This window comes from Escherichia sp. E.sYA108 (assembly GCF_011754335.1).
GTDB classification, from domain to species: Bacteria; Pseudomonadota; Gammaproteobacteria; order Enterobacterales; family Enterobacteriaceae; genus Escherichia; species Escherichia coli.
This window is the reverse complement of record NZ_JAAQVZ010000001.1, coordinates 1,273,460-1,294,677: the sequence shown is the minus strand read 5'-3', so window position 1 is coordinate 1,294,677 and position 21,218 is coordinate 1,273,460. Positions and strand designations below refer to the sequence as shown.

The 21,218-nt window shown below is 50.2% G+C and carries 21 protein-coding genes, 1 tRNA gene, 1 rRNA gene and 1 other annotated feature; of the genes, 10 read left to right on the top strand and 13 right to left on the bottom strand.

Annotated elements, in window-relative coordinates:
- Positions 1-68: 68 nt before the first annotated feature.
- The 5 genes from HBM92_RS06240 to rluD all read right to left on the bottom strand — a co-directional run bounded on the left by HBM92_RS06240 (position 69) and on the right by rluD (position 6,623).
- Positions 69-144, bottom strand: a tRNA-Glu gene (locus tag HBM92_RS06240).
- Between the two features lie 85 nt (positions 145-229).
- A 16S ribosomal RNA gene (locus HBM92_RS06235) occupies positions 230-1,771 on the bottom strand.
- Between the two features lie 440 nt (positions 1,772-2,211).
- On the bottom strand, positions 2,212-4,785 hold the full coding sequence (gene clpB / locus HBM92_RS06230) for an ATP-dependent chaperone ClpB (protein WP_001235102.1): 2,574 nt from the start codon (positions 4,783-4,785) through the stop codon (positions 2,212-2,214).
- A 129-nt stretch (positions 4,786-4,914) separates the two neighbouring features.
- Positions 4,915-5,646, bottom strand: a complete 732-nt coding sequence (gene yfiH, locus HBM92_RS06225) for a purine nucleoside phosphorylase YfiH (protein WP_000040136.1) — start codon at positions 5,644-5,646, stop codon at positions 4,915-4,917.
- Complete coding sequence (gene rluD / locus HBM92_RS06220; RefSeq protein WP_000079112.1) at positions 5,643-6,623, bottom strand: 23S rRNA pseudouridine(1911/1915/1917) synthase RluD; 981 nt, start codon at positions 6,621-6,623, stop codon at positions 5,643-5,645. Before rluD ends, yfiH begins: the two co-directional genes overlap by 4 nt.
- A gap of 134 nt (positions 6,624-6,757) precedes the next feature.
- Between rluD and bamD the strand changes: the two genes are divergently transcribed.
- From bamD to pheA, 4 genes are all read left to right on the top strand, one after another.
- Positions 6,758-7,495, top strand: a complete 738-nt coding sequence (gene bamD, locus HBM92_RS06215; RefSeq protein ID WP_000197686.1) for an outer membrane protein assembly factor BamD — start codon at positions 6,758-6,760, stop codon at positions 7,493-7,495.
- Between the two features lie 269 nt (positions 7,496-7,764).
- Complete coding sequence (gene raiA, locus HBM92_RS06210; RefSeq protein WP_000178456.1) at positions 7,765-8,106, top strand: ribosome-associated translation inhibitor RaiA; 342 nt, start codon at positions 7,765-7,767, stop codon at positions 8,104-8,106.
- 102 nt (positions 8,107-8,208) lie between these two features.
- Positions 8,209-8,334: a sequence feature (Phe leader region), on the top strand.
- Entirely contained in the window at positions 8,210-8,257 is a 48-nt protein-coding gene (gene pheL, locus HBM92_RS06205; protein ID WP_001386991.1) for a pheA operon leader peptide PheL, read from the top strand. (Overlaps the previous feature by 48 nt.)
- A gap of 21 nt (positions 8,335-8,355) precedes the next feature.
- Positions 8,356-9,516, top strand: coding sequence for a bifunctional chorismate mutase/prephenate dehydratase (pheA, locus tag HBM92_RS06200; RefSeq protein ID WP_000200106.1), 1,161 nt, complete (start codon positions 8,356-8,358; stop codon positions 9,514-9,516).
- Between the two features lie 42 nt (positions 9,517-9,558).
- Here the strand turns inward: pheA and tyrA are convergent, their stop codons facing one another.
- A complete protein-coding gene (tyrA, locus tag HBM92_RS06195; RefSeq protein ID WP_000225230.1) occupies positions 9,559-10,680 on the bottom strand; it encodes a bifunctional chorismate mutase/prephenate dehydrogenase in 1,122 nt (373 codons plus the stop codon).
- Positions 10,681-10,690: 10 nt separating this feature from the next.
- Complete coding sequence (gene aroF, locus HBM92_RS06190) at positions 10,691-11,761, bottom strand: 3-deoxy-7-phosphoheptulonate synthase AroF (RefSeq protein ID WP_001168045.1); 1,071 nt, start codon at positions 11,759-11,761, stop codon at positions 10,691-10,693.
- Positions 11,762-11,970: 209 nt separating this feature from the next.
- Here aroF and HBM92_RS06185 point away from each other — a divergent pair, with 209 nt between their 5' ends.
- From HBM92_RS06185 to HBM92_RS06170, 4 genes are all read left to right on the top strand, one after another.
- Complete coding sequence (locus tag HBM92_RS06185; RefSeq protein WP_001298694.1) at positions 11,971-12,336, top strand: DUF2799 domain-containing protein; 366 nt, start codon at positions 11,971-11,973, stop codon at positions 12,334-12,336.
- A gap of 146 nt (positions 12,337-12,482) precedes the next feature.
- A complete protein-coding gene (locus HBM92_RS06180; protein WP_001212400.1) occupies positions 12,483-13,001 on the top strand; it encodes a YfiR family protein in 519 nt (172 codons plus the stop codon).
- Positions 12,991-14,217, top strand: a complete 1,227-nt coding sequence (gene dgcN, locus HBM92_RS06175; protein ID WP_000969016.1) for a diguanylate cyclase DgcN — start codon at positions 12,991-12,993, stop codon at positions 14,215-14,217. Before HBM92_RS06180 ends, dgcN begins: the two co-directional genes overlap by 11 nt.
- A gap of 15 nt (positions 14,218-14,232) precedes the next feature.
- Positions 14,233-14,715, top strand: a complete 483-nt coding sequence (locus HBM92_RS06170; protein WP_000589793.1) for an OmpA family protein — start codon at positions 14,233-14,235, stop codon at positions 14,713-14,715.
- A gap of 76 nt (positions 14,716-14,791) precedes the next feature.
- Here HBM92_RS06170 and rplS read toward each other — a convergent pair whose 3' ends face one another.
- The 5 genes from rplS to ffh all read right to left on the bottom strand — a co-directional run bounded on the left by rplS (position 14,792) and on the right by ffh (position 18,292).
- A complete protein-coding gene (rplS, locus tag HBM92_RS06165; protein WP_000065253.1) occupies positions 14,792-15,139 on the bottom strand; it encodes a 50S ribosomal protein L19 in 348 nt (115 codons plus the stop codon).
- A 41-nt stretch (positions 15,140-15,180) separates the two neighbouring features.
- A complete protein-coding gene (trmD, locus tag HBM92_RS06160) occupies positions 15,181-15,948 on the bottom strand; it encodes a tRNA (guanosine(37)-N1)-methyltransferase TrmD (RefSeq protein WP_000264777.1) in 768 nt (255 codons plus the stop codon).
- A gap of 30 nt (positions 15,949-15,978) precedes the next feature.
- A complete protein-coding gene (gene rimM / locus HBM92_RS06155; protein WP_000043335.1) occupies positions 15,979-16,527 on the bottom strand; it encodes a ribosome maturation factor RimM in 549 nt (182 codons plus the stop codon).
- An 18-nt stretch (positions 16,528-16,545) separates the two neighbouring features.
- The gene (gene rpsP, locus HBM92_RS06150; RefSeq protein WP_000256450.1) at positions 16,546-16,794 is read right to left on the bottom strand and encodes a 30S ribosomal protein S16; all 249 of its coding nucleotides are present in this window, start codon (positions 16,792-16,794) and stop codon (positions 16,546-16,548) included.
- Between the two features lie 136 nt (positions 16,795-16,930).
- Complete coding sequence (gene ffh, locus HBM92_RS06145; RefSeq protein WP_000460035.1) at positions 16,931-18,292, bottom strand: signal recognition particle protein; 1,362 nt, start codon at positions 18,290-18,292, stop codon at positions 16,931-16,933.
- 166 nt (positions 18,293-18,458) lie between these two features.
- Here ffh and HBM92_RS06140 point away from each other — a divergent pair, with 166 nt between their 5' ends.
- Both HBM92_RS06140 and HBM92_RS06135 read left to right on the top strand, forming a co-directional pair.
- Positions 18,459-19,250, top strand: a complete 792-nt coding sequence (locus HBM92_RS06140; RefSeq protein ID WP_001338897.1) for an inner membrane protein YpjD — start codon at positions 18,459-18,461, stop codon at positions 19,248-19,250.
- A 20-nt stretch (positions 19,251-19,270) separates the two neighbouring features.
- Positions 19,271-20,557, top strand: a complete 1,287-nt coding sequence (locus tag HBM92_RS06135) for an HlyC/CorC family transporter (RefSeq protein ID WP_032140825.1) — start codon at positions 19,271-19,273, stop codon at positions 20,555-20,557.
- Between the two features lie 54 nt (positions 20,558-20,611).
- Here the strand turns inward: HBM92_RS06135 and grpE are convergent, their stop codons facing one another.
- Positions 20,612-21,205 carry a nucleotide exchange factor GrpE gene (gene grpE, locus HBM92_RS06130; RefSeq protein ID WP_001296310.1) on the bottom strand — a complete coding sequence of 198 codons (594 nt, stop codon included), beginning with the start codon at positions 21,203-21,205 and terminating at the stop codon, positions 20,612-20,614.
- Positions 21,206-21,218 lie beyond the last annotated feature (13 nt).

Sequence of the window (21,218 nt, the reverse complement as noted above, 5' to 3'; positions counted from 1 at the left end):
CTCAAACATCACCCGAAGATGAGTTTTGAGATATTAAGGCAGGTGACTTTCACTCACAAACCAGCAAGTGGCGTCCCCTAGGGGATTCGAACCCCTGTTACCGCCGTGAAAGGGCGGTGTCCTGGGCCTCTAGACGAAGGGGACGTGTCAGTCTGCTTCGCAAGACGCCTTGCTTTTCACTTTCTATCAGACAATCTGTGTGAGCACTGCAAAGTACGCTTCTTTAAGGTAAGGAGGTGATCCAACCGCAGGTTCCCCTACGGTTACCTTGTTACGACTTCACCCCAGTCATGAATCACAAAGTGGTAAGCGCCCTCCCGAAGGTTAAGCTACCTACTTCTTTTGCAACCCACTCCCATGGTGTGACGGGCGGTGTGTACAAGGCCCGGGAACGTATTCACCGTGGCATTCTGATCCACGATTACTAGCGATTCCGACTTCATGGAGTCGAGTTGCAGACTCCAATCCGGACTACGACGCACTTTATGAGGTCCGCTTGCTCTCGCGAGGTCGCTTCTCTTTGTATGCGCCATTGTAGCACGTGTGTAGCCCTGGTCGTAAGGGCCATGATGACTTGACGTCATCCCCACCTTCCTCCAGTTTATCACTGGCAGTCTCCTTTGAGTTCCCGGCCGGACCGCTGGCAACAAAGGATAAGGGTTGCGCTCGTTGCGGGACTTAACCCAACATTTCACAACACGAGCTGACGACAGCCATGCAGCACCTGTCTCACGGTTCCCGAAGGCACATTCTCATCTCTGAAAACTTCCGTGGATGTCAAGACCAGGTAAGGTTCTTCGCGTTGCATCGAATTAAACCACATGCTCCACCGCTTGTGCGGGCCCCCGTCAATTCATTTGAGTTTTAACCTTGCGGCCGTACTCCCCAGGCGGTCGACTTAACGCGTTAGCTCCGGAAGCCACGCCTCAAGGGCACAACCTCCAAGTCGACATCGTTTACGGCGTGGACTACCAGGGTATCTAATCCTGTTTGCTCCCCACGCTTTCGCACCTGAGCGTCAGTCTTCGTCCAGGGGGCCGCCTTCGCCACCGGTATTCCTCCAGATCTCTACGCATTTCACCGCTACACCTGGAATTCTACCCCCCTCTACGAGACTCAAGCTTGCCAGTATCAGATGCAGTTCCCAGGTTGAGCCCGGGGATTTCACATCTGACTTAACAAACCGCCTGCGTGCGCTTTACGCCCAGTAATTCCGATTAACGCTTGCACCCTCCGTATTACCGCGGCTGCTGGCACGGAGTTAGCCGGTGCTTCTTCTGCGGGTAACGTCAATGAGCAAAGGTATTAACTTTACTCCCTTCCTCCCCGCTGAAAGTACTTTACAACCCGAAGGCCTTCTTCATACACGCGGCATGGCTGCATCAGGCTTGCGCCCATTGTGCAATATTCCCCACTGCTGCCTCCCGTAGGAGTCTGGACCGTGTCTCAGTTCCAGTGTGGCTGGTCATCCTCTCAGACCAGCTAGGGATCGTCGCCTAGGTGAGCCTTTACCCCACCTACTAGCTAATCCCATCTGGGCACATCCGATGGCAAGAGGCCCGAAGGTCCCCCTCTTTGGTCTTGCGACGTTATGCGGTATTAGCTACCGTTTCCAGTAGTTATCCCCCTCCATCAGGCAGTTTCCCAGACATTACTCACCCGTCCGCCACTCGTCAGCAAAGCAGCAAGCTGCTTCCTGTTACCGTTCGACTTGCATGTGTTAGGCCTGCCGCCAGCGTTCAATCTGAGCCATGATCAAACTCTTCAATTTAAAAGTTTGATGCTCAAAGAATTAAACTTCGTAATGAATTACGTGTTCACTCCTGAGACTTGGTATTCATTTTTCGTCTTGCGACGTCAAGAATCCGTATCTTCGAGTGCCCACACAGATTGTCTGATAAATTGTTAAAGAGCAGTGCCGCTTCGCTTTTTCTCAGCGGCGCGGGGTGTGCATAATACGCTTTCCCGCCACAGAGTCAAGCATTTATTTTGCTTTCCCTGCCGAAGTTCTCAGGAGAACCCCGCTGACCCGGCGGCGTGTTTGCCGTTGTTCCGTGTCAGTGGTGGCGCATTATAGGGAGTTATTCCGGCCTGACAAGCAAAAAATATAAAAACTTTATTGTTCGCTCATTTTTCAGGCAAAACATCTTTAATATAGTCTTTTCCGTCTAACTTATAGACAAAAACGAGCCCCGAAGGCTCGTTTTATCATTACTGGACGGCGACGATCCGGTCTTCATTAACTTCCAGGCGAATAACTTTACCCGGAACCAATTCACCAGACAGTATTTGCTGTGCCAGCGGGTTTTCGATCTGCTGCTGGATAGCACGTTTCAGAGGACGTGCACCATAGACCGGATCGTAACCGTTCTCGCTCAGCAGTTTCAGCGCCTCGTCAGAAATGTGGATTTCATAACCACGTTCTTCCAGACGTTTGTACAGACGTTTCAACTGAATCTGCGCAATCGACGCAATGTGTTGTTCACCCAGCGGATGGAAGACGACGACTTCATCGATACGGTTAATGAATTCCGGACGGAAGTTATGGCTTACCACACCGAGCACCAGCTCTTTCATGTGCGCATAATCCAGTTCACCAAAACGTTCCTGAATCAGATCGGAACCGAGGTTAGAGGTCATAATGACGACCGTATTACGGAAGTCGACCGTTCTCCCCTGCCCGTCAGTCAGACGCCCATCATCCAGTACCTGCAACAGAATGTTGAAGACATCCGGATGCGCTTTTTCCACTTCATCCAGCAGGATGACGGAATACGGGCGACGACGCACCGCTTCGGTCAGATAGCCACCTTCTTCATAACCAACATATCCCGGAGGCGCACCAACCAGACGAGACACCGAGTGTTTCTCCATAAACTCGGACATATCGATACGGACCATCGCCTCGTCGCTATCAAACATAAAGTTCGCCAGCGCCTTACAAAGCTCTGTTTTCCCCACACCCGTTGGGCCGAGGAACAGGAATGAACCAATCGGGCGATTTGGATCCGCCAGCCCCGCACGGCTACGACGAATAGCGTTAGATACCGCATCAACCGCTTCGTTCTGACCAATAACGCGATGGTGCAGTTCTTGCTCCATACGCAGCAGTTTTTCGCGCTCGCTTTCCATCATGCGAGAAACCGGAATTCCCGTCCAACGCGCCAGCACTTCAGCAATTTCGGCATCGGTCACTTTATTACGCAACAGACGCATAGTTTTGCCTTCGAGCTGCGTTGCGGCTTCCAGTTGCTTTTCCAGTTCCGGGATTTTGCCGTATTGCAGTTCAGACATCCGCGCCAGGTCACCCACACGGCGAGCCTGTTCAATAGCGATTTTCGCCTGTTCCAGTTCCGCTTTAATGGTCTGCGTACCAGAAAGCGAGGCTTTCTCTGCTTTCCACTCTTCTTCTAACTCGGAGTACTGACGTTCTTTGTCGCTCAGTTCTTCGTTGAGCATATCCAGGCGTTTTTTACTGGCTTCATCAGACTCTTTCATTAACGCCTGTTGTTCCAGTTTGAGCTGGATGATACGACGATCGAGTCGGTCGAGTTCTTCTGGTTTTGAGTCAATCTGCATACGAATGCTGGATGCTGCTTCATCGATCAGGTCGATGGCTTTATCCGGCAGCTGACGGTCAGCAATGTAGCGATGAGACAACGTCGCTGCTGCAACAATTGCCGGGTCAGTAATTTGCACATGGTGGTGCAGCTCGTAACGTTCTTTCAGGCCACGCAGAATAGCAATGGTATCTTCAACAGAAGGCTCGGCAACAAACACTTTCTGGAAACGACGTTCCAGCGCAGCATCTTTTTCGATGTACTGGCGATATTCGTCAAGCGTCGTGGCACCTACGCAGTGCAATTCACCACGCGCCAGTGCAGGTTTCAGCATGTTTCCGGCGTCCATTGCGCCATCGGCTTTACCCGCGCCGACCATGGTATGTAATTCGTCGATAAACAGGATGACGTTGCCTTCCTGTTTAGCAAGATCGTTAAGTACGCCTTTTAAACGTTCTTCAAACTCACCGCGATATTTCGCCCCAGCCACCAGCGCGCCCATATCCAGCGCCAGTACGCGGCGGCCTTTCAACCCTTCGGGCACTTCGCCGTTGATAATACGCTGCGCCAGACCTTCAACGATGGCAGTTTTACCGACGCCGGGTTCACCAATCAATACCGGGTTATTTTTAGTACGACGTTGCAGCACCTGAATGGTACGGCGAATTTCTTCATCACGACCAATCACCGGATCGAGTTTGCCTTGTTCGGCTCGTTCGGTAAGGTCGATGGTATATTTTTTCAAAGCCTGACGTTGGTCTTCAGCACCTTGATCGTTCACGCTTTCACCTCCACGCATTTGTTCAATCGCTTGAGTAATGTTGGCGGTGGTCGCCCCTGCTGCTTTCAGGATGTCGGCCAGCGTGCCGCGAGACTCAAGTGCCGCCAGAACGAACAGTTCTGACGAGATAAAGTTATCACCACGTTTTTGCGCCAGCTTGTCGCAAAGATTAAGAACGCGCACCAGATCCTGTGATGGCTGGACATCACCACCAGTACCTTCAACCTGCGGTAAACGATTTAATGCCTGATTTATATCTGTGCGCAACTGGCCAGCATTTATGCCAGCGGATGTTAATAAAGGACTAACCGAACCCCCTTCCTGATTCAGCAGGGCGCTCATTAAATGAAGTGGTTCGATGAATTGGTTGTCGTGCCCGAGTGCAAGTGATTGGGCATCGGCAAGAGCAAGCTGGAATTTATTAGTAAGACGATCCAGACGCATAACTCCTCCCATAACGGATCAAAGTTGCTACTGGAGATTAAATGAGGTCATCCCTCAATTATTCAAGGTTATTGACCAGATTAATGTGAAAAGAAAATCACGCGTACCGGATCGTCTTGATTCTTTAGGTTATATCAGCCAAATGAAACTTGCCATACGACCGGTGGTCTTGTCGCGACGATAAGAGAAGAAAGTCTCATTTTCCGTATATGTACAACGGTCGCCGCCGAAAATTTGTTCAACACCAACGCTCGCCAGACGCTGCCGGGCAAGCTGATAAATATCCGCCAGATACTTATCACCATGCTGAATGAAAGCTGTACTCGCTTTGGCGTCTACTGCCATAAACGCCTCGCGAACCTCCGCCCCCACTTCAAACGCGCGTGGACCAATTGCCGGCCCTAACCAGGCGAGAATATTTTCCGGATTATCAGCAAAACAGGAAACCGTCTCTTCCAGCACGCCTGCGCACAGTCCACGCCAGCCAGCATGAGCGGCGGCGACTTCCGTTCCCGCTCGATTGCAAAACAGCACAGGGAGGCAATCGGCAGTCATCACTGCGCAAACCGTGCCGGGCGTATTGCTATAAGAGGCATCTGCTCGTTTTGAGGCATAAGGTTCACCAGTAAGCTTAAGCACATCTTTGCCGTGTACCTGCTCAAGCCAGACCGGTTTAGAAGGCAAATTGCCCGCAGCAAAAAGTCGCTTGCGATTCTCCTCAACGTGATCCGGGTTATCACCACAATGAGCGCCAAGGTTGAGAGAGTCGTAAGGCGGCAAGCTCACGCCGCCGATACGGGTAGAGCTACAGGCCGCAACACCTTTTGGCAGCGGCCACTGCGGGACAATCAGCTTACTCATAACCAGTCCACTTCATCCTTATGCTCTTCGAAATCGGCGCGCATCACCTCAATCAGCTCCACCATATCTTGTGGAATAGGCGCATGCCATTCCATTTCGATACCGGAGATCGGGTGATAAAGACGCAGCATGGTTGCATGAAGCGCCTGGCGGTCAAACTTACGCAGCGTGGAGATAAACGCTTCCGAAGCACCTTTTGGCGGACGCGGACGGCCACCATAAACCGGATCGCCCACCAGCGGATGAGTGATATGGGCCATATGCACGCGGATCTGGTGCGTACGTCCAGTTTCCAGACGCAACCGCAGACGCGTGTGCACACGGAAGTGTTCCATGATGCGATAGTGTGTGACCGCCGGTTTACCCATCGGATGCACCGCCATGTGAGTACGTTTGGTCGGGTGGCGGCTGATTGGTTCATCTACTGTACCGCCAGCGGTCATATGACCAATTGCCACCGCTTCATACTCACGAGTAATTTCACGCCGTTGCAAAGATTCGACTAAACGCGTCTGAGCCGGAACGGTTTTTGCCACAACCATCAGGCCGGTGGTGTCTTTATCCAGACGATGGACGATGCCCGCACGCGGTACATCGGCAATGGGCGGATAGTAATGAAGCAACGCATTCAGTACCGTACCATCCGGGTTACCCGCGCCAGGATGTACCACCAGGTCGCGTGGTTTATTAATGACGATGATATCTTCATCTTCATAGACGATATCCAGCGGGATATCCTGCGGTTCAAAACGCGCTTCTTCTTCAATCTCAGCGTTGATGGCCACCTGCTCGCCACCCAATACTTTTTCTTTCGGCTTATCACACACTTTGCCGTTAACCAGCACGCGCTGGTCGAGGATCCATTCTTTTATTCGCGAACGTGAATAATCCGGGAACATTTCGGCCAAAGCCTGATCTAAGCGTTGACCGAGTTGGTTTTCGGACACCGTTGCAGTGAGCTGTACTCGTTGTGCCATATATACTGCTTCTTCGTTTATCGTTGGGGTTTTACGGCTTTGCCGTTTAATATAGTGTGCTATTGTAGCTGGTCTTAACCGGGAGCAGGAACAGAGAATCTCCCGTATTACATTTTGAGGAAAGTCAAAACGTCATGACGCGCATGAAATATCTGGTGGCAGCCGCCACACTAAGCCTGTTTTTGGCGGGTTGCTCGGGGTCAAAGGAAGAAGTACCTGATAATCCGCCAAATGAAATTTACGCGACTGCACAACAAAAGCTGCAGGACGGTAACTGGAGACAGGCAATAACGCAACTGGAAGCGTTAGATAATCGCTATCCGTTTGGTCCGTATTCGCAGCAGGTGCAGCTGGATCTCATCTACGCCTACTATAAAAACGCCGATTTGCCGTTAGCACAGGCTGCCATCGATCGTTTTATTCGCCTTAACCCGACCCATCCGAATATCGATTATGTCATGTACATGCGTGGCCTGACCAATATGGCGCTGGATGACAGTGCGCTGCAAGGGTTCTTTGGCGTTGACCGTAGCGATCGCGATCCTCAACATGCACGAGCTGCGTTTAGTGACTTTTCCAAACTGGTGCGCGGCTATCCGAACAGTCAGTACACCACCGATGCCACCAAACGTCTGGTATTCCTGAAAGATCGTCTGGCGAAATATGAATACTCCGTGGCCGAGTATTATACAGAACGTGGTGCATGGGTTGCTGTCGTTAACCGCGTAGAAGGCATGTTGCGCGACTATCCGGATACCCAGGCTACGCGTGATGCGCTGCCGCTGATGGAAAATGCATACCGTCAGATGCAGATGAATGCGCAAGCTGAAAAAGTAGCGAAAATCATCGCCGCAAACAGCAGCAATACATAACAGAAACCTGAAACACAAAACGGCAGCCTTGAGCTGCCGTTTTTTTATTCTGTTAGTTGTGAAACTGAAGCGATTTAGTCACTATCGATCTCATCAAATATGGCTCGCTTTGAGATATTCCTCAAGTAAAAAAACACCTCTTCCTGCGATTTCTCACAAAAAAGATTCGTTGACAAAAAGTGACAAAATTATGAGATTTCCATCACACATTTTGACATCAGGAACGTTATGCTGAATTCACCAAGACGGGAAGACAAGAGGTAAAATTTATGACAATGAACATTACCAGCAAACAAATGGAAATTACTCCGGCCATCCGCCAACATGTCGCAGACCGTCTCGCCAAACTGGAAAAATGGCAAACACATCTGATTAATCCACATATCATTCTGTCCAAAGAGCCACAAGGGTTTGTTGCTGACGCCACAATCAATACACCTAACGGCGTTCTGGTTGCCAGTGGTAAACATGAAGATATGTACACCGCAATTAACGAATTGATCAACAAGCTGGAACGGCAGCTCAATAAACTGCAGCACAAAGGCGAAGCACGTCGTGCCGCAACATCGGTGAAAGACGCCAACTTCGTCGAAGAAGTTGAAGAAGAGTAGTCCTTTATATTGAGTGTATCGCCAACGCGCCTTCGGGCGCGTTTTTTGTTGACAGCGTGAAAACAGTACGGGTACTGTACTAAAGTCACTTAAGGAAACAAACATGAAACACACACCGTTTTTCTTCGCATTCTTTTTTACCTTCCCCTGAATGGGAGGCGTTTCGTCGTGTGAAACAGAATGCGAAGACGAACAATAAGGCCTCCCAAATCGGGGGGCCTTTTTTATTGATAACAAAAAGGCAACACTATGACATCGGAAAACCCGTTACTGGCGCTGCGAGAGAAAATCAGCGCGCTGGATGAAAAATTATTAGCATTACTGGCAGAGCGACGCGAACTGGCCGTCGAGGTGGGAAAAGCCAAACTGCTCTCGCATCGCCCGGTACGTGATATTGATCGTGAACGCGATTTGCTGGAAAGATTAATTACGCTCGGTAAAGCGCACCATCTGGACGCCCATTACATTACTCGCCTGTTCCAGCTCATCATTGAAGATTCCGTATTAACTCAGCAGGCTTTGCTCCAGCAACATCTCAATAAAATTAATCCGCACTCAGCACGCATCGCTTTTCTCGGCCCCAAAGGTTCTTATTCCCATCTTGCGGCGCGCCAGTATGCTGCTCGTCACTTTGAGCAATTCATTGAAAGTGGCTGCGCCAAATTTGCCGATATTTTTAATCAGGTGGAAACCGGCCAGGCCGACTATGCCGTCGTACCGATTGAAAATACCAGCTCCGGTGCCATAAACGACGTTTACGATCTGCTGCAACATACCAGTTTGTCGATTGTTGGCGAGATGACGTTAACTATCGATCATTGTTTGTTGGTCTCCGGCACTACTGATTTATCCGCCATCAATACGGTCTACAGCCATCCGCAGCCATTCCAGCAATGCAGCAAATTCCTTAATCGTTATCCGCACTGGAAGATTGAATATACCGAAAGTACGTCTGCGGCAATGGAAAAGGTTGCACAGGCAAAATCACCGCATGTTGCTGCGTTGGGAAGCGAAGCTGGCGGCACTTTGTACGGTTTGCAGGTACTGGAGCGTATTGAAGCGAATCAGCGACAAAACTTCACCCGATTTGTGGTGTTGGCACGTAAAGCCATTAACGTTTCTGACCAGGTTCCGGCGAAAACGACGTTGTTAATGGCGACCGGACAACAAGCTGGTGCACTGGTTGAAGCGTTGCTGGTACTGCGCAATCACAGTCTGATTATGACCCGTCTGGAATCACGTCCGATTCACGGTAATCCGTGGGAAGAGATGTTTTATCTGGATATTCAGGCCAATCTTGAATCAGCGGAAATGCAAAAAGCATTGAAAGAGTTAGGGGAAATCACCCGTTCGATGAAGGTATTGGGCTGTTACCCAAGTGAGAACGTAGTGCCTGTTGATCCAACCTGATGAAAAAGTGCCGGATGATGTGAATCATCCGGCACTGGATTATTACTGGCGATTGTCATTCGCCTGACGCAATAACACGCGGCTTTCACTCTGAAAACGCTGTGCGTAATCGCCGAACCAGTGCTCCACCTTGCGGAAACTGTCAATAAACGCCTGCTTATCGCCCTGCTCCAGCAGCTCAATCGCCTCGCCGAAACGCTTATAGTAACGTTTGATTAACGCCAGATTACGCTCTGACGACATAATAATGTCGGCATAAAGCTGCGGATCCTGAGCAAACAGTCGCCCGACCATCGCCAGCTCAAGGCGGTAAATCGGCGAAGAGAGCGCCAGTAGTTGCTCAAGCTGAACATTTTCTTCTGCCAGGTGCAGCCCATAAGCAAAAGTAGCAAAGTGGCGCAGAGCCTGAATAAACGCCATATTCTGATCGTGCTCGACAGCGCTAATACGATGCAACCGAGCGCCCCAGACCTGAATTTGCTCCAGAAACCATTGGTATGCTTCCGGCTTACGTCCATCACACCAGACCACAACTTGCTTTGCCAGGCTACCGCTGTCCGGGCCGAACATCGGGTGTAACCCCAGCACCGGGCCATCGTGCGCCGCCAGCATGGCCTGTAATGGTCCATTTTTCACCGATGCCAGATCAACCAGAATACAATCTTTCGGTAAAGGCGGTAATTTGCCGATAACTTGCTCAGTAACGTGGATGGGCACACTAACAATCACCATTCCGGCATCGGAAACAATATCAGCCGCTCGATCCCAGTCATGTTGCTCCAGAATCCGCACCTGATAACCCGAGAGTGTCAGCATCTTCTCGAACAGACGTCCCATCTGACCGCCACCACCGACGATAACCACCGGGCGCAGTGACGGACAAAGCGTTTTAAATCCTTTGTCGTTTTCACTGGAGTAAGATTCACGCATCACCCGACGCAAAACATCCTCAATCAGATCTGGCGGTACACCCAGAGCTTCCGCCTCTGCACGACGCGAGGCCAACATAGATGCCTCGCGCTCCGGAACATAAATAGGCAGTCCAAAGCGGCTTTTCACCTCGCCCACTTCAGCAACCAGTTCCAGACGCTTCGCTAATAAATTCAGCAGCGCTTTATCGACTTCATCAATTTGATCGCGTAATGCGGTCAATTCAGCAACCATAATAAACCTCTTAAGCCACGCGAGCCGTCAGCTGCCCGTTCAGATCCTGATGAATTTCACGCAGCAAGGCATCGGTCATTTCCCAGCTAATGCAGGCATCGGTTACGGATACACCGTATTTCATTTCACTGCGCGGTTGCTCGGAAGACTGATTGCCCTCGTGGATATTACTTTCGATCATCAGACCAATAATTGAGCGATTGCCATCTTTGATTTGAGCAACCACGGATTCTGCCACCGCAGGCTGACGGCGATAATCTTTATTGGAATTACCGTGGCTGCAATCTACCATCAGAGACGGGCGCAGTCCCGCCTGTTCCATCTCTTTTTCACATTGCGCAACATCCGCAGGGCTATAGTTTGGCGCTTTACCACCGCGCAGGATCACATGCCCGTCCGGATTCCCCTGAGTTTGTAGCAACGCAACCTGCCCTGCCTGGTTAATGCCAACAAAACGGTGCGGCTGGGCGGCGGCACGCATAGCGTTAATTGCCGTTGCCAGACTGCCATCGGTGCCGTTTTTAAAACCAACCGGCATGGAAAGCCCGGAGGCCATTTCACGGTGAGTTTGCGATTCCGTTGTACGAGCACCAATTGCTGACCAGCTAAACAGATCGCCCAGGTATTGCGGGCTATTCGGATCTAACGCTTCCGTCGCCAGTGGCAGTCCCATATTCACCAGCTCAAGCAGCAATTTACGCGCGATCTGCAGCCCGGCTTCTACATCAAAAGAGCCATCCATATGGGGATCGTTAATTAACCCTTTCCAGCCGACAGTGGTACGGGGTTTTTCAAAATAGACGCGCATTACCAGATAGAGGCTATCGCTGACCTCTGCGGCAAGGGCTTTAAATCGACGAGCATATTCCAGAGCAGTTTCCGGATCATGAATGGAACAAGGACCACATACTACCAGCAGACGAGGATCGCGCCCGGCGATAATATCTGAAATGGTTTTACGCGAGTCAGCAATCTGGGCTTCTTGTTGCAGGCTTAATGGAAAAGCGGCCTTCAGTTGTTCCGGAGTCATTAAAACCTGTTCGTCGGTAATATGTACGTTATTCAGCGCGTCTTTCTGCATGATGGCGATCCTGTTTATGCTCGTTTGCGATAGTTGATCCTCAGCGAGGATGACGTAACGATAACACATAAAGTAAAGTTTTCAATCCATATTTCGTACATATTTCTTTACACAAGCAATTTATTCGCGCTTTTTCCCCTTATTTCTGTATAAATAAATTTACACCAGCTTTAAAAACAATCCGCTATGCTTTGAAAAAGGAGAAAAAAATGATGAAAAAATTTATCGCCCCCTTGTTGGCTTTACTGGTTAGCGGATGTCAGATTGATCCTTATACTCACGCGCCAACCTTGACCAGCACCGACTGGTATGATGTTGGTATGGAAGATGCGATATCGGGCAGCGCCATTAAAGATGACGATGCATTTAGCGATTCACAGGCGGATCGCGGTCTATACCTTAAAGGATATGCCGAAGGGCAAAAGAAAACTTGCCAGACCGATTTTACTTATGCCCGGGGACTTTCTGGTAAAAGCTTTCCTGCCAGCTGCAATAATGTTGAAAATACCAGCCAACTGCATGAAGTATGGCGAAAAGGGGCTGATGAAAATGCCAGCACAATACGATTAAATTAATTACCCCCCAAATCAATTAAGCATGAGATTTTACTCATTATGTTTTATTTCTCACATTGATGACGACCGCATGAAAGGATGATATTTTAATGAGCATTCTGAAAAAATATCGATGCATTTCGAGCGAAGATGGTGAGGATCCCTGAATGCGTTTTTCTCACCGACTGTTCTTACTGCTGATTCTCCTGCTGACGGGAGCACCAATACTCGCTCAGGAACCTTCTGACGTTGCGAAAAACGTGCGTATGATGGTTTCCGGTATTGTCAGTTACACCCGCTGGCCTGGGCTATCAGGGCCACCAAAGTTATGTATCTTTTCATCTTCACGTTTTAGTACCGCCTTACAAGAAAATGCTGCCACATCTTTACCTTATCTGCCTGTCATCATTCATACTCAACAAGAGGCGATAATTTCAGGCTGCAATGGTTTTTATTTTGGCAACGAGTCACCGACATTCCAGATGGAATTAACCGAACAATATCCGTCAAAGGCGTTATTATTAATTGCCGAACAAAATACCGAGTGCATTATTGGTAGCGCCTTTTGTCTGATCATCCACAATAATGACGTCAGATTTGCCGTAAACCTGGATGCCTTATCGCGTAGCGGTGTAAAAGTCAACCCGGATGTCTTAATGCTCGCACGGAAGAAAAATGATGGATAACGATAATTCTCTTAATAAGCGCCCCACGTTTAAAAGAGCATTACGCAACATCAGTATGACCAGCATATTTATCACTATGATGCTGATCTGGCTGCTGCTTTCCGTGACGTCAGTGCTGACCCTGAAACAGTACGCGCAAAAAAACCTGGCACTGACAGCAGCAACAATGACTTACAGTCTGGAAGCAGCTGTCGTTTTTGCCGATGGCCCTGCAGCAACTGAAACACTGGCAGCGCTGGGCCAGCAAGGCCAATTTTCAACTGCAGAAGTGCGTGATAAGCAGCAAAATATTCTGGCATCCTGGCATTACACCCATAAGGAACCAGGCGATACTTTCAGCAATTTCATAAGCCACTGGCTCTTCCCTGCCCCCATCATTCAGCCGATTCGCCACAATGGTGAAACTATTGGCGAAGTACGCTTAACTGCTCGCGACAGTTCAATCAGCCATTTTATCTGGTTTTCGCTCGCTGTCCTGACCGGTTGTATTCTGCTGGCATCAGGCATCGCAATTACCCTCACCCGCCATTTGCACAATGGCCTGGTGGAAGCGCTGAAAAATATCACCGATGTCGTACATGATGTGCGTTCTAACCGCAATTTTTCCCGACGAGTTTCGGAAGAACGTATCGCTGAGTTTCACCGCTTCGCTCTCGACTTCAACAGTCTGCTGGATGAAATGGAAGAGTGGCAGCTTCGTTTACAGGCCAAAAATGCGCAGCTTCTACGTACCGCGCTACATGACCCATTAACCGGGCTGGCTAACCGCGCAGCGTTTCGTAGCGGCATCAACACGTTGATGAACAATTCCGATGCCCGAAAAACGTCGGCGTTACTATTTCTTGATGGCGATAATTTCAAATATATCAATGATACCTGGGGTCATGCGACGGGCGATAGAGTCTTGATTGAAATAGCAAAACGGTTAGCTGAATTTGGCGGGCTGCGACATAAAGCATACCGCCTGGGCGGCGATGAATTCGCTATGGTGCTCTATGATGTACAGTCGGAATCTGAAGTGCAGCAGATATGCTCAGCACTGACACAAATTTTTAATCTCCCGTTTGATCTTCATAATGGCCATCAGACTACCATGACATTAAGCATTGGTTACGCGATGACTATTGAGCACGCCTCTGCGGAAAATTTACAAGAGCTTGCCGATCACAATATGTATCAGGCCAAACACCAGCGTGCCGAAAAGCTGGTGAGATAACAAGGATATATCGATATGATAAAGCACCTGCTAGCACCCCTGATTTTCACCTCGCTAATACTTACTGGCTGCCAGTCCCCTCAGGGAAAGTTTACTCCTGAGCAAGTCGCCGCTATGCAATCTTATGGATTTACTGAATCCGCCGGCGACTGGTCGCTGGGCTTATCAGATGCCATTCTGTTTGCAAAAAATGACTACAAATTGCTCCCGGAAAGCCAGCAACAGATCCAAACCATGGCAGCCAAATTGGCCTCGACAGGGCTAACACATGCCCGTATGGATGGACACACCGACAACTATGGTGAAGACAGTTACAACGAAGTCTTATCATTGAAACGGGCGAATGTCGTGGCCGATGCATGGGCTATGGGTGGACAAATTCCGCGCAGCAATCTCACCACTCAGGGTTTAGGAAAAAAATATCCCATAGCCAGTAACAAGACCGCCCAGGGCCGCGCCGAGAACCGCCGCGTCGCAGTGGTGATTACAACCCCTTAAAACACGAGCAAACAGACAAAAAAAGGGCCAGCCAATTGGCCAGCCCTTCTTAACAGGATGTCGCTTAAGCGAAATCTTAGTTAAGACGCTCTTTGATACGAGCAGCCTTACCAGTACGCTCACGCAGGTAGTACAGTTTAGCTTTACGAACAGCACCACGACGTTTGACAGAAATGCTGTCAACTACCGGAGAGTGAGTCTGGAAGACACGCTCAACGCCTTCGCCGTTGGAAATTTTACGAACAGTGAATGCAGAGTGCAGACCGCGGTTACGAATAGCGATAACCACGCCCTCGAATGCCTGCAGACGTTTTTTGGAACCTTCAACAACCCATACTTTCACTTCCACGGTATCACCCGGACGGAAGGAAGGTACGTCCTGCTTCATCTGCTCTTGTTCAAGTTGCTTAATAATGTTGCTCATAATTTAATCTCTTATCCTGGGTAAACTGATATCTCGGGGGCTTACGCCATCCCATCATGTTTATGTTGCTGTTGTGCGTGTTCCGTTTTGAACTCCGCCAGCAACCTTGCTTGCTCTTCAGTCAGAGCCAGGTTTTCCAGAAGTTCAGGTCTTCTAAGCCAGGTACGGCCCAGCGACTGTTTCAAACGCCAGCGACGTATCTCGGCATGGTTGCCCGACAGTAACACTGGCGGAACTTCCATCCCTTCTAACACCTCAGGCCGCGTATAGTGCGGGCAATCCAGCAATCCTTCAGCAAAGGAATCTTCCGTTGCCGAGGCTTCATGTCCCAGTACTCCCGGAATAAACCGGGAAACGGAGTCAATCAGCGTCATTGCTGGTAACTCACCACCACTGAGAACGTAATCGCCGATTGACCATTCTTCGTCAATTTCGGTTTGGATCACGCGCTCATCTATACCTTCGTAGCGACCACACACCAGAATCAATTTTTGATTCGTTGCCAGTTCGCTGACGCCCGCTTGATCAAGCTTGCGTCCCTGTGGTGACAGATAAATCACCTTTGCGCCTTCGCCCGCCGCGGCTTTTGCTGCATGAATGGCGTCCCGCAAGGGTTGCACCATCATTAACATCCCCGGTCCGCCGCCGTAAGGACGATCGTCCACGGTACGGTGCCGGTCATGCGTGAAGTCGCGAGGACTCCAGCTCTGGATGCTCAGCAGGCCATTTTTAACTGCCCGGCCAGTTACCCCGTAATCGGTAATTGCGCGGAACATTTCAGGAAACAGGCTAATTATGCCAATCCACATAGCGCCGTCTTTTACCGTTTATCCGGTGGTTTAAAAACCAGGATCCCAATCTACTTCGATTGAACGTGTAGTGAGATCGACTTTCTTGATAACCTGCCCATCGAGGAACGGTACGAGACGTTCCTTGATACCAAACGCATCTTTCAGGTTTGCCTTAATGACGAGAACGTCATTAGATCCGGTTTCCATCATATCTACGACTTTACCGAGATCGTAGCCTTCAGTGGTTACTACCTGGCAGCCCATCAGGTCTTTCCAGTAGTAGTCCCCCTCTTCAAGCTGAGGCAACTGCGATGAATCCACGACAATTTCACAATTCGTCAGCAGGTTCGCCGCATCACGATCGTCAACGCCTTTCAGCTTGATGATCATGTCCTGATTGTGGTGCTTCCAGCTTTCCAGCTGGACTTGCTGCCACTGACCCGCCTTCTGGATAAACCAGGGCTGATAGTCAAAAATGCTTTCGGCGTCTTCGGTGGAAGAAAACACTCTGAGCCACCCACGAATACCGTAAGACGACCCCATTTTTCCCAAAACGATGGGATCAACAGGTGCTTGCGCGGTGAGTTGTTTGCTCATCATGACCACCGTGACAGATTAAGCTGCTTTGTTTACTTCTTTGATCAGCGCAGCAACGCGATCAGAAATAGTTGCGCCCTGGCCAACCCAGTGAGCGATGCGATCCAGATCCAGGCGAGTGCCTTCTTCTTTTTCGCTAGCGATTGGGTTGAAGAAACCAACGCGCTCGATGAAGCGACCGTTGCGTGCATTACGGCTGTCAGCGACAACAACCTGGTAGAACGGACGCTTTTTAGCGCCGTGACGTGCTAAACGAATAGTTACCATAACATCCTCTTGTGTGAATAAAACAACCGGACCCCATCGAGGAACGGAGTCCGGTGTCATATTAAAAGCCCGAAAATTTTACTGATTTCTGGAGAAAATGCAATCAGCAGTTAATAACTCTGTCGCATAAGGTCATTTAGCGACCAGGAAATCCCGGCGGCATCATCCCTTTCATGCTTCTCATCATCTTCGCCATCCCGCCCTTCTTCATTTTCTTCATCATGCGCTGCATGTCGTCGAACTGTTTCAGAAGACGGTTAACGTCCTGCACCTGCATACCGCAACCGGCAGCGATACGACGCTTACGCGAACCTTTGATGATTTCTGGCTTAGCGCGCTCTTTCATCGTCATCGAGTTGATGATGGCTTCCATACGCACCAGCACTTTATCGTCCATCTGTGACTTGACGTTATCCGGGATCTGCCCCATGCCCGGTAGCTTGCCCATCAGGCTAGCCATGCCGCCCATATTTTTCATCTGGCGCAGCTGCTCAAGAAAGTCGTTGAGATCGAAGCCGTCGCCTTTTTTCAGCTTGCTGGCTAATTTCTCTGCCTGCGCGCGGTCAACCTTGCTTTCGATATCTTCGATCAGTGACAGTACGTCGCCCATGCCGAGAATACGGGAGGCAATACGGTCCGGATGGAATGGCTCCAGCGCCTCGGTTTTCTCGCCAACACCGAGGAACTTGATCGGTTTGCCAGTGATGTGACGAATAGAGAGCGCCGCACCGCCGCGGGCATCGCCGTCCACTTTGGTCAACACTACACCGGTAAGCGGTAACGCTTCATTGAATGCTTTTGCCGTATTGGCCGCATCCTGACCGGTCATGGCATCGACCACAAACAGGGTTTCAACCGGATTAATCGACGCATGGACTTGTTTGATCTCGTCCATCATCGCTTCGTCAACGTGCAGACGACCGGCAGTATCCACCAGCAGCACGTCGTAGAATTTCAGTTTGGCTTCTTTCAGCGCCGCGTTAACGATATCTACCGGCTTCTGACCAACATCAGAAGGGAAGAAATCAACGCCCACCTGCTCTGCCAGCGTCTCAAGCTGTTTGATTGCCGCCGGGCGATAGACGTCGGCAGAAACCACCAGCACTTTCTTCTTGTGCTTCTCGCGCAGGAACTTACCGAGTTTACCAACGCTGGTTGTTTTACCGGCACCTTGCAGGCCCGCCATCAGCACGACCGCAGGCGGTTGCGCAGCCAGGTTCAGGGTCTGGTTCTCTTCGCCCATCGCCGCAACCAGTTCGTTACGGACAATTTTGACGAACTCCTGCCCCGGCGTCAGGCTCTTATTAACTTCATGACCAACCGCTTTCTCTTTTACGCGATTGATAAACTCACGCACTACCGGCAGAGCGACGTCCGCCTCCAGCAGCGCCATGCGCACTTCGCGCAGCGTATCTTTTACGTTGTCTTCAGTGAGGCGTCCACGGCCACTGATATTGCGCAGCGTGCGCGACAAACGATCGGTTAAATTATCAAACATTGTCTCTCGCCTGGGGTGGAAACGGTTGGCCGCAATCGCGACACATCATCAGTATTTTGCCGCAGTATAACATGAAGGCGTCTTTGTTGTTATGCAACGGTTGGAGCAGCGTTCACCTGACGCTATACTGCTTCTCTTTCTTATTGCTCAAACTGTCGACATTACTATGCCCGTTTTTGCTCTGCTCGCGCTTGTCGCCTACTCCGTCAGTCTTGCGCTGATTGTTCCCGGTCTGCTGCAAAAAAACGGCGGCTGGCGGCGCATGGCTATTATTTCTGCGGTCATCGCGCTGGTCTGCCACGCAATCGCTCTGGAAGCCCGCATCCTGCCCGACGGTGATAGCGGACAAAACCTCAGCCTGCTGAACGTTGGTTCATTGGTCAGTTTGATGATCTGTACGGTAATGACCATTGTGGCTTCTCGCAATCGTGGCTGGTTGTTGCTACCCATTGTCTATGCCTTTGCGCTTATCAACCTGGCGCTGGCGACCTTCATGCCCAATGAATACATCACCCATCTGGAAGCAACGCCGGGGATGCTGGTGCACATTGGCTTATCGCTTTTTTCCTATGCCACGCTAATTATCGCTGCCCTGTACGCGCTGCAACTGGCGTGGATTGATTACCAACTGAAGAACAAGAAGCTGGCGTTTAACCAGGAAATGCCTCCATTGATGAGTATCGAGCGTAAAATGTTCCATATCACGCAGATTGGCGTGGTGCTGCTAACGCTCACTCTTTGCACTGGCCTGTTCTACATGCACAACTTATTTAGCATGGAAAATATCGACAAGGCCGTGCTCTCTATCGTGGCGTGGTTTGTCTATATTGTGCTGCTGTGGGGACATTATCATGAAGGATGGCGTGGACGCCGCGTCGTCTGGTTTAACGTTGCGGGTGCAGTCATTCTGACACTGGCCTACTTCGGCAGCCGAATTGTCCAGCAGTTAATCAGCTAACCCCAGAAAAGGAGTTTCCCCTGGAACACATTTCTACTACTACGTTGATCATTATTCTGATCATCATGGTGGTCATTTCAGCCTATTTTTCCGGTTCAGAAACTGGAATGATGACACTCAACCGCTATCGCCTGAGACACATGGCGAAGCAAGGTAATCGCTCGGCAAAACGCGTCGAAAAATTACTGCGCAAGCCAGACCGCCTGATAAGCCTGGTGTTAATCGGCAATAATCTGGTCAATATCCTTGCTTCCGCACTCGGCACTATTGTCGGGATGCGCTTGTATGGCGATGCTGGCGTGGCAATTGCGACTGGCGTGCTGACCTTCGTAGTGCTGGTTTTTGCTGAAGTATTGCCGAAAACCATTGCCGCACTGTACCCGGAAAAAGTCGCCTATCCGAGTAGTTTTCTACTGGCGCCGCTACAAGTCCTGATGATGCCGCTAGTCTGGTTACTAAATGCCATCACCCGAATTTTGATGCGTATGATGGGTATTAAAACCGATATCGTAGTCAGCGGCTCTTTGAGTAAAGAAGAGTTGCGCACCATCGTGCACGAATCACGCTCACAAATTTCCCGTCGCAATCAGGATATGCTGCTGTCGGTGCTCGATCTGGAAAAGATGACCGTCGATGACATCATGGTGCCGCGCAGTGAAATTATCGGTATTGATATCAACGATGACTGGAAATCGATTCTGCGCCAACTCTCCCACTCACCTCACGGGCGCATCGTGCTCTACCGTGATTCGCTGGACGACGCCATCAGTATGCTGCGTGTGCGTGAAGCCTGGCGACTCATGTCGGAGAAAAAAGAGTTCACCAAAGAAACCATGCTACGCGCCGCGGACGAGATCTATTTTGTCCCGGAGGGTACGCCGCTCAGCACACAGTTGGTGAAGTTTCAGCGCAACAAAAAGAAAGTCGGACTGGTCGTCAACGAGTATGGAGACATTCAGGGACTGGTGACGGTCGAAGATATTCTCGAAGAGATTGTCGGCGATTTCACCACGTCGATGTCGCCAACACTTGCCGAAGAGGTCACGCCGCAAAACGACGGTTCGGTGATTATTGATGGCACTGCCAACGTGCGAGAAATTAACAAAGCCTTTAACTGGCATCTACCGGAAGATGATGCTCGTACTGTTAACGGCGTCATTCTGGAAGCGCTGGAGGAGATCCCGGTAGCAGGCACCCGCGTGCGTATAGGCGAGTACGATATCGATATTCTCGACGTACAGGACAATATGATTAAGCAGGTAAAAGTTTTTCCTGTAAAACCGCTGCGCGAGAGTGTGGCGGAGTAACGAAAACGGCCCGGCATTCGCATGCTGGGCCGTGATTTATTACGAAAGCAGAAATTAAGCTTTTGCTTTCGCTACAGTCACCATCGCCGCACGAATCGTACGACCGTTCAGCGTATAACCTTTCTGCATAATGCCCAGTACGTTACCTGGCGCAACGTCATCAGATTCCACCATTGCGATGGCCTGATGCACATTTGGGTCCAGTGGGACGTTGGTTTCGGCGATCACTTCAACGCCAAACTTACGCACAACATCCAGCATCGACTTCAGCGTCAGCTCAATACCTTCAACCATCGCGGACATATCCGGGTTAGCTTTATCAGCCACTTCCAGCGCACGATCCAGGCTATCAATCACCGGCAGCAATTCGTTGATGAATTTCTCCAGCGCGAATTTGTGGGCTTTTTCGATATCCAGTTCAGTACGACGACGCAGGTTTTCCATTTCGGCTTTTACGCGCAAAATGCCGTCACGTTCACGGGTCTGGGCTTCAGCCAGCTGAGCTTCGAGATTCGCAATTTTTTCATCGCGCGGATCCACCTGCTCAGCAGAAGCTTCTGGCTCAACTGCCTCAATCTCTTCGTGCTGATCCATGATAATTTCTTCCGGGGCTTGCCCCTCAGGCGTTTTCTGTTCTTTACTACTCATGAATTTCTCCGCG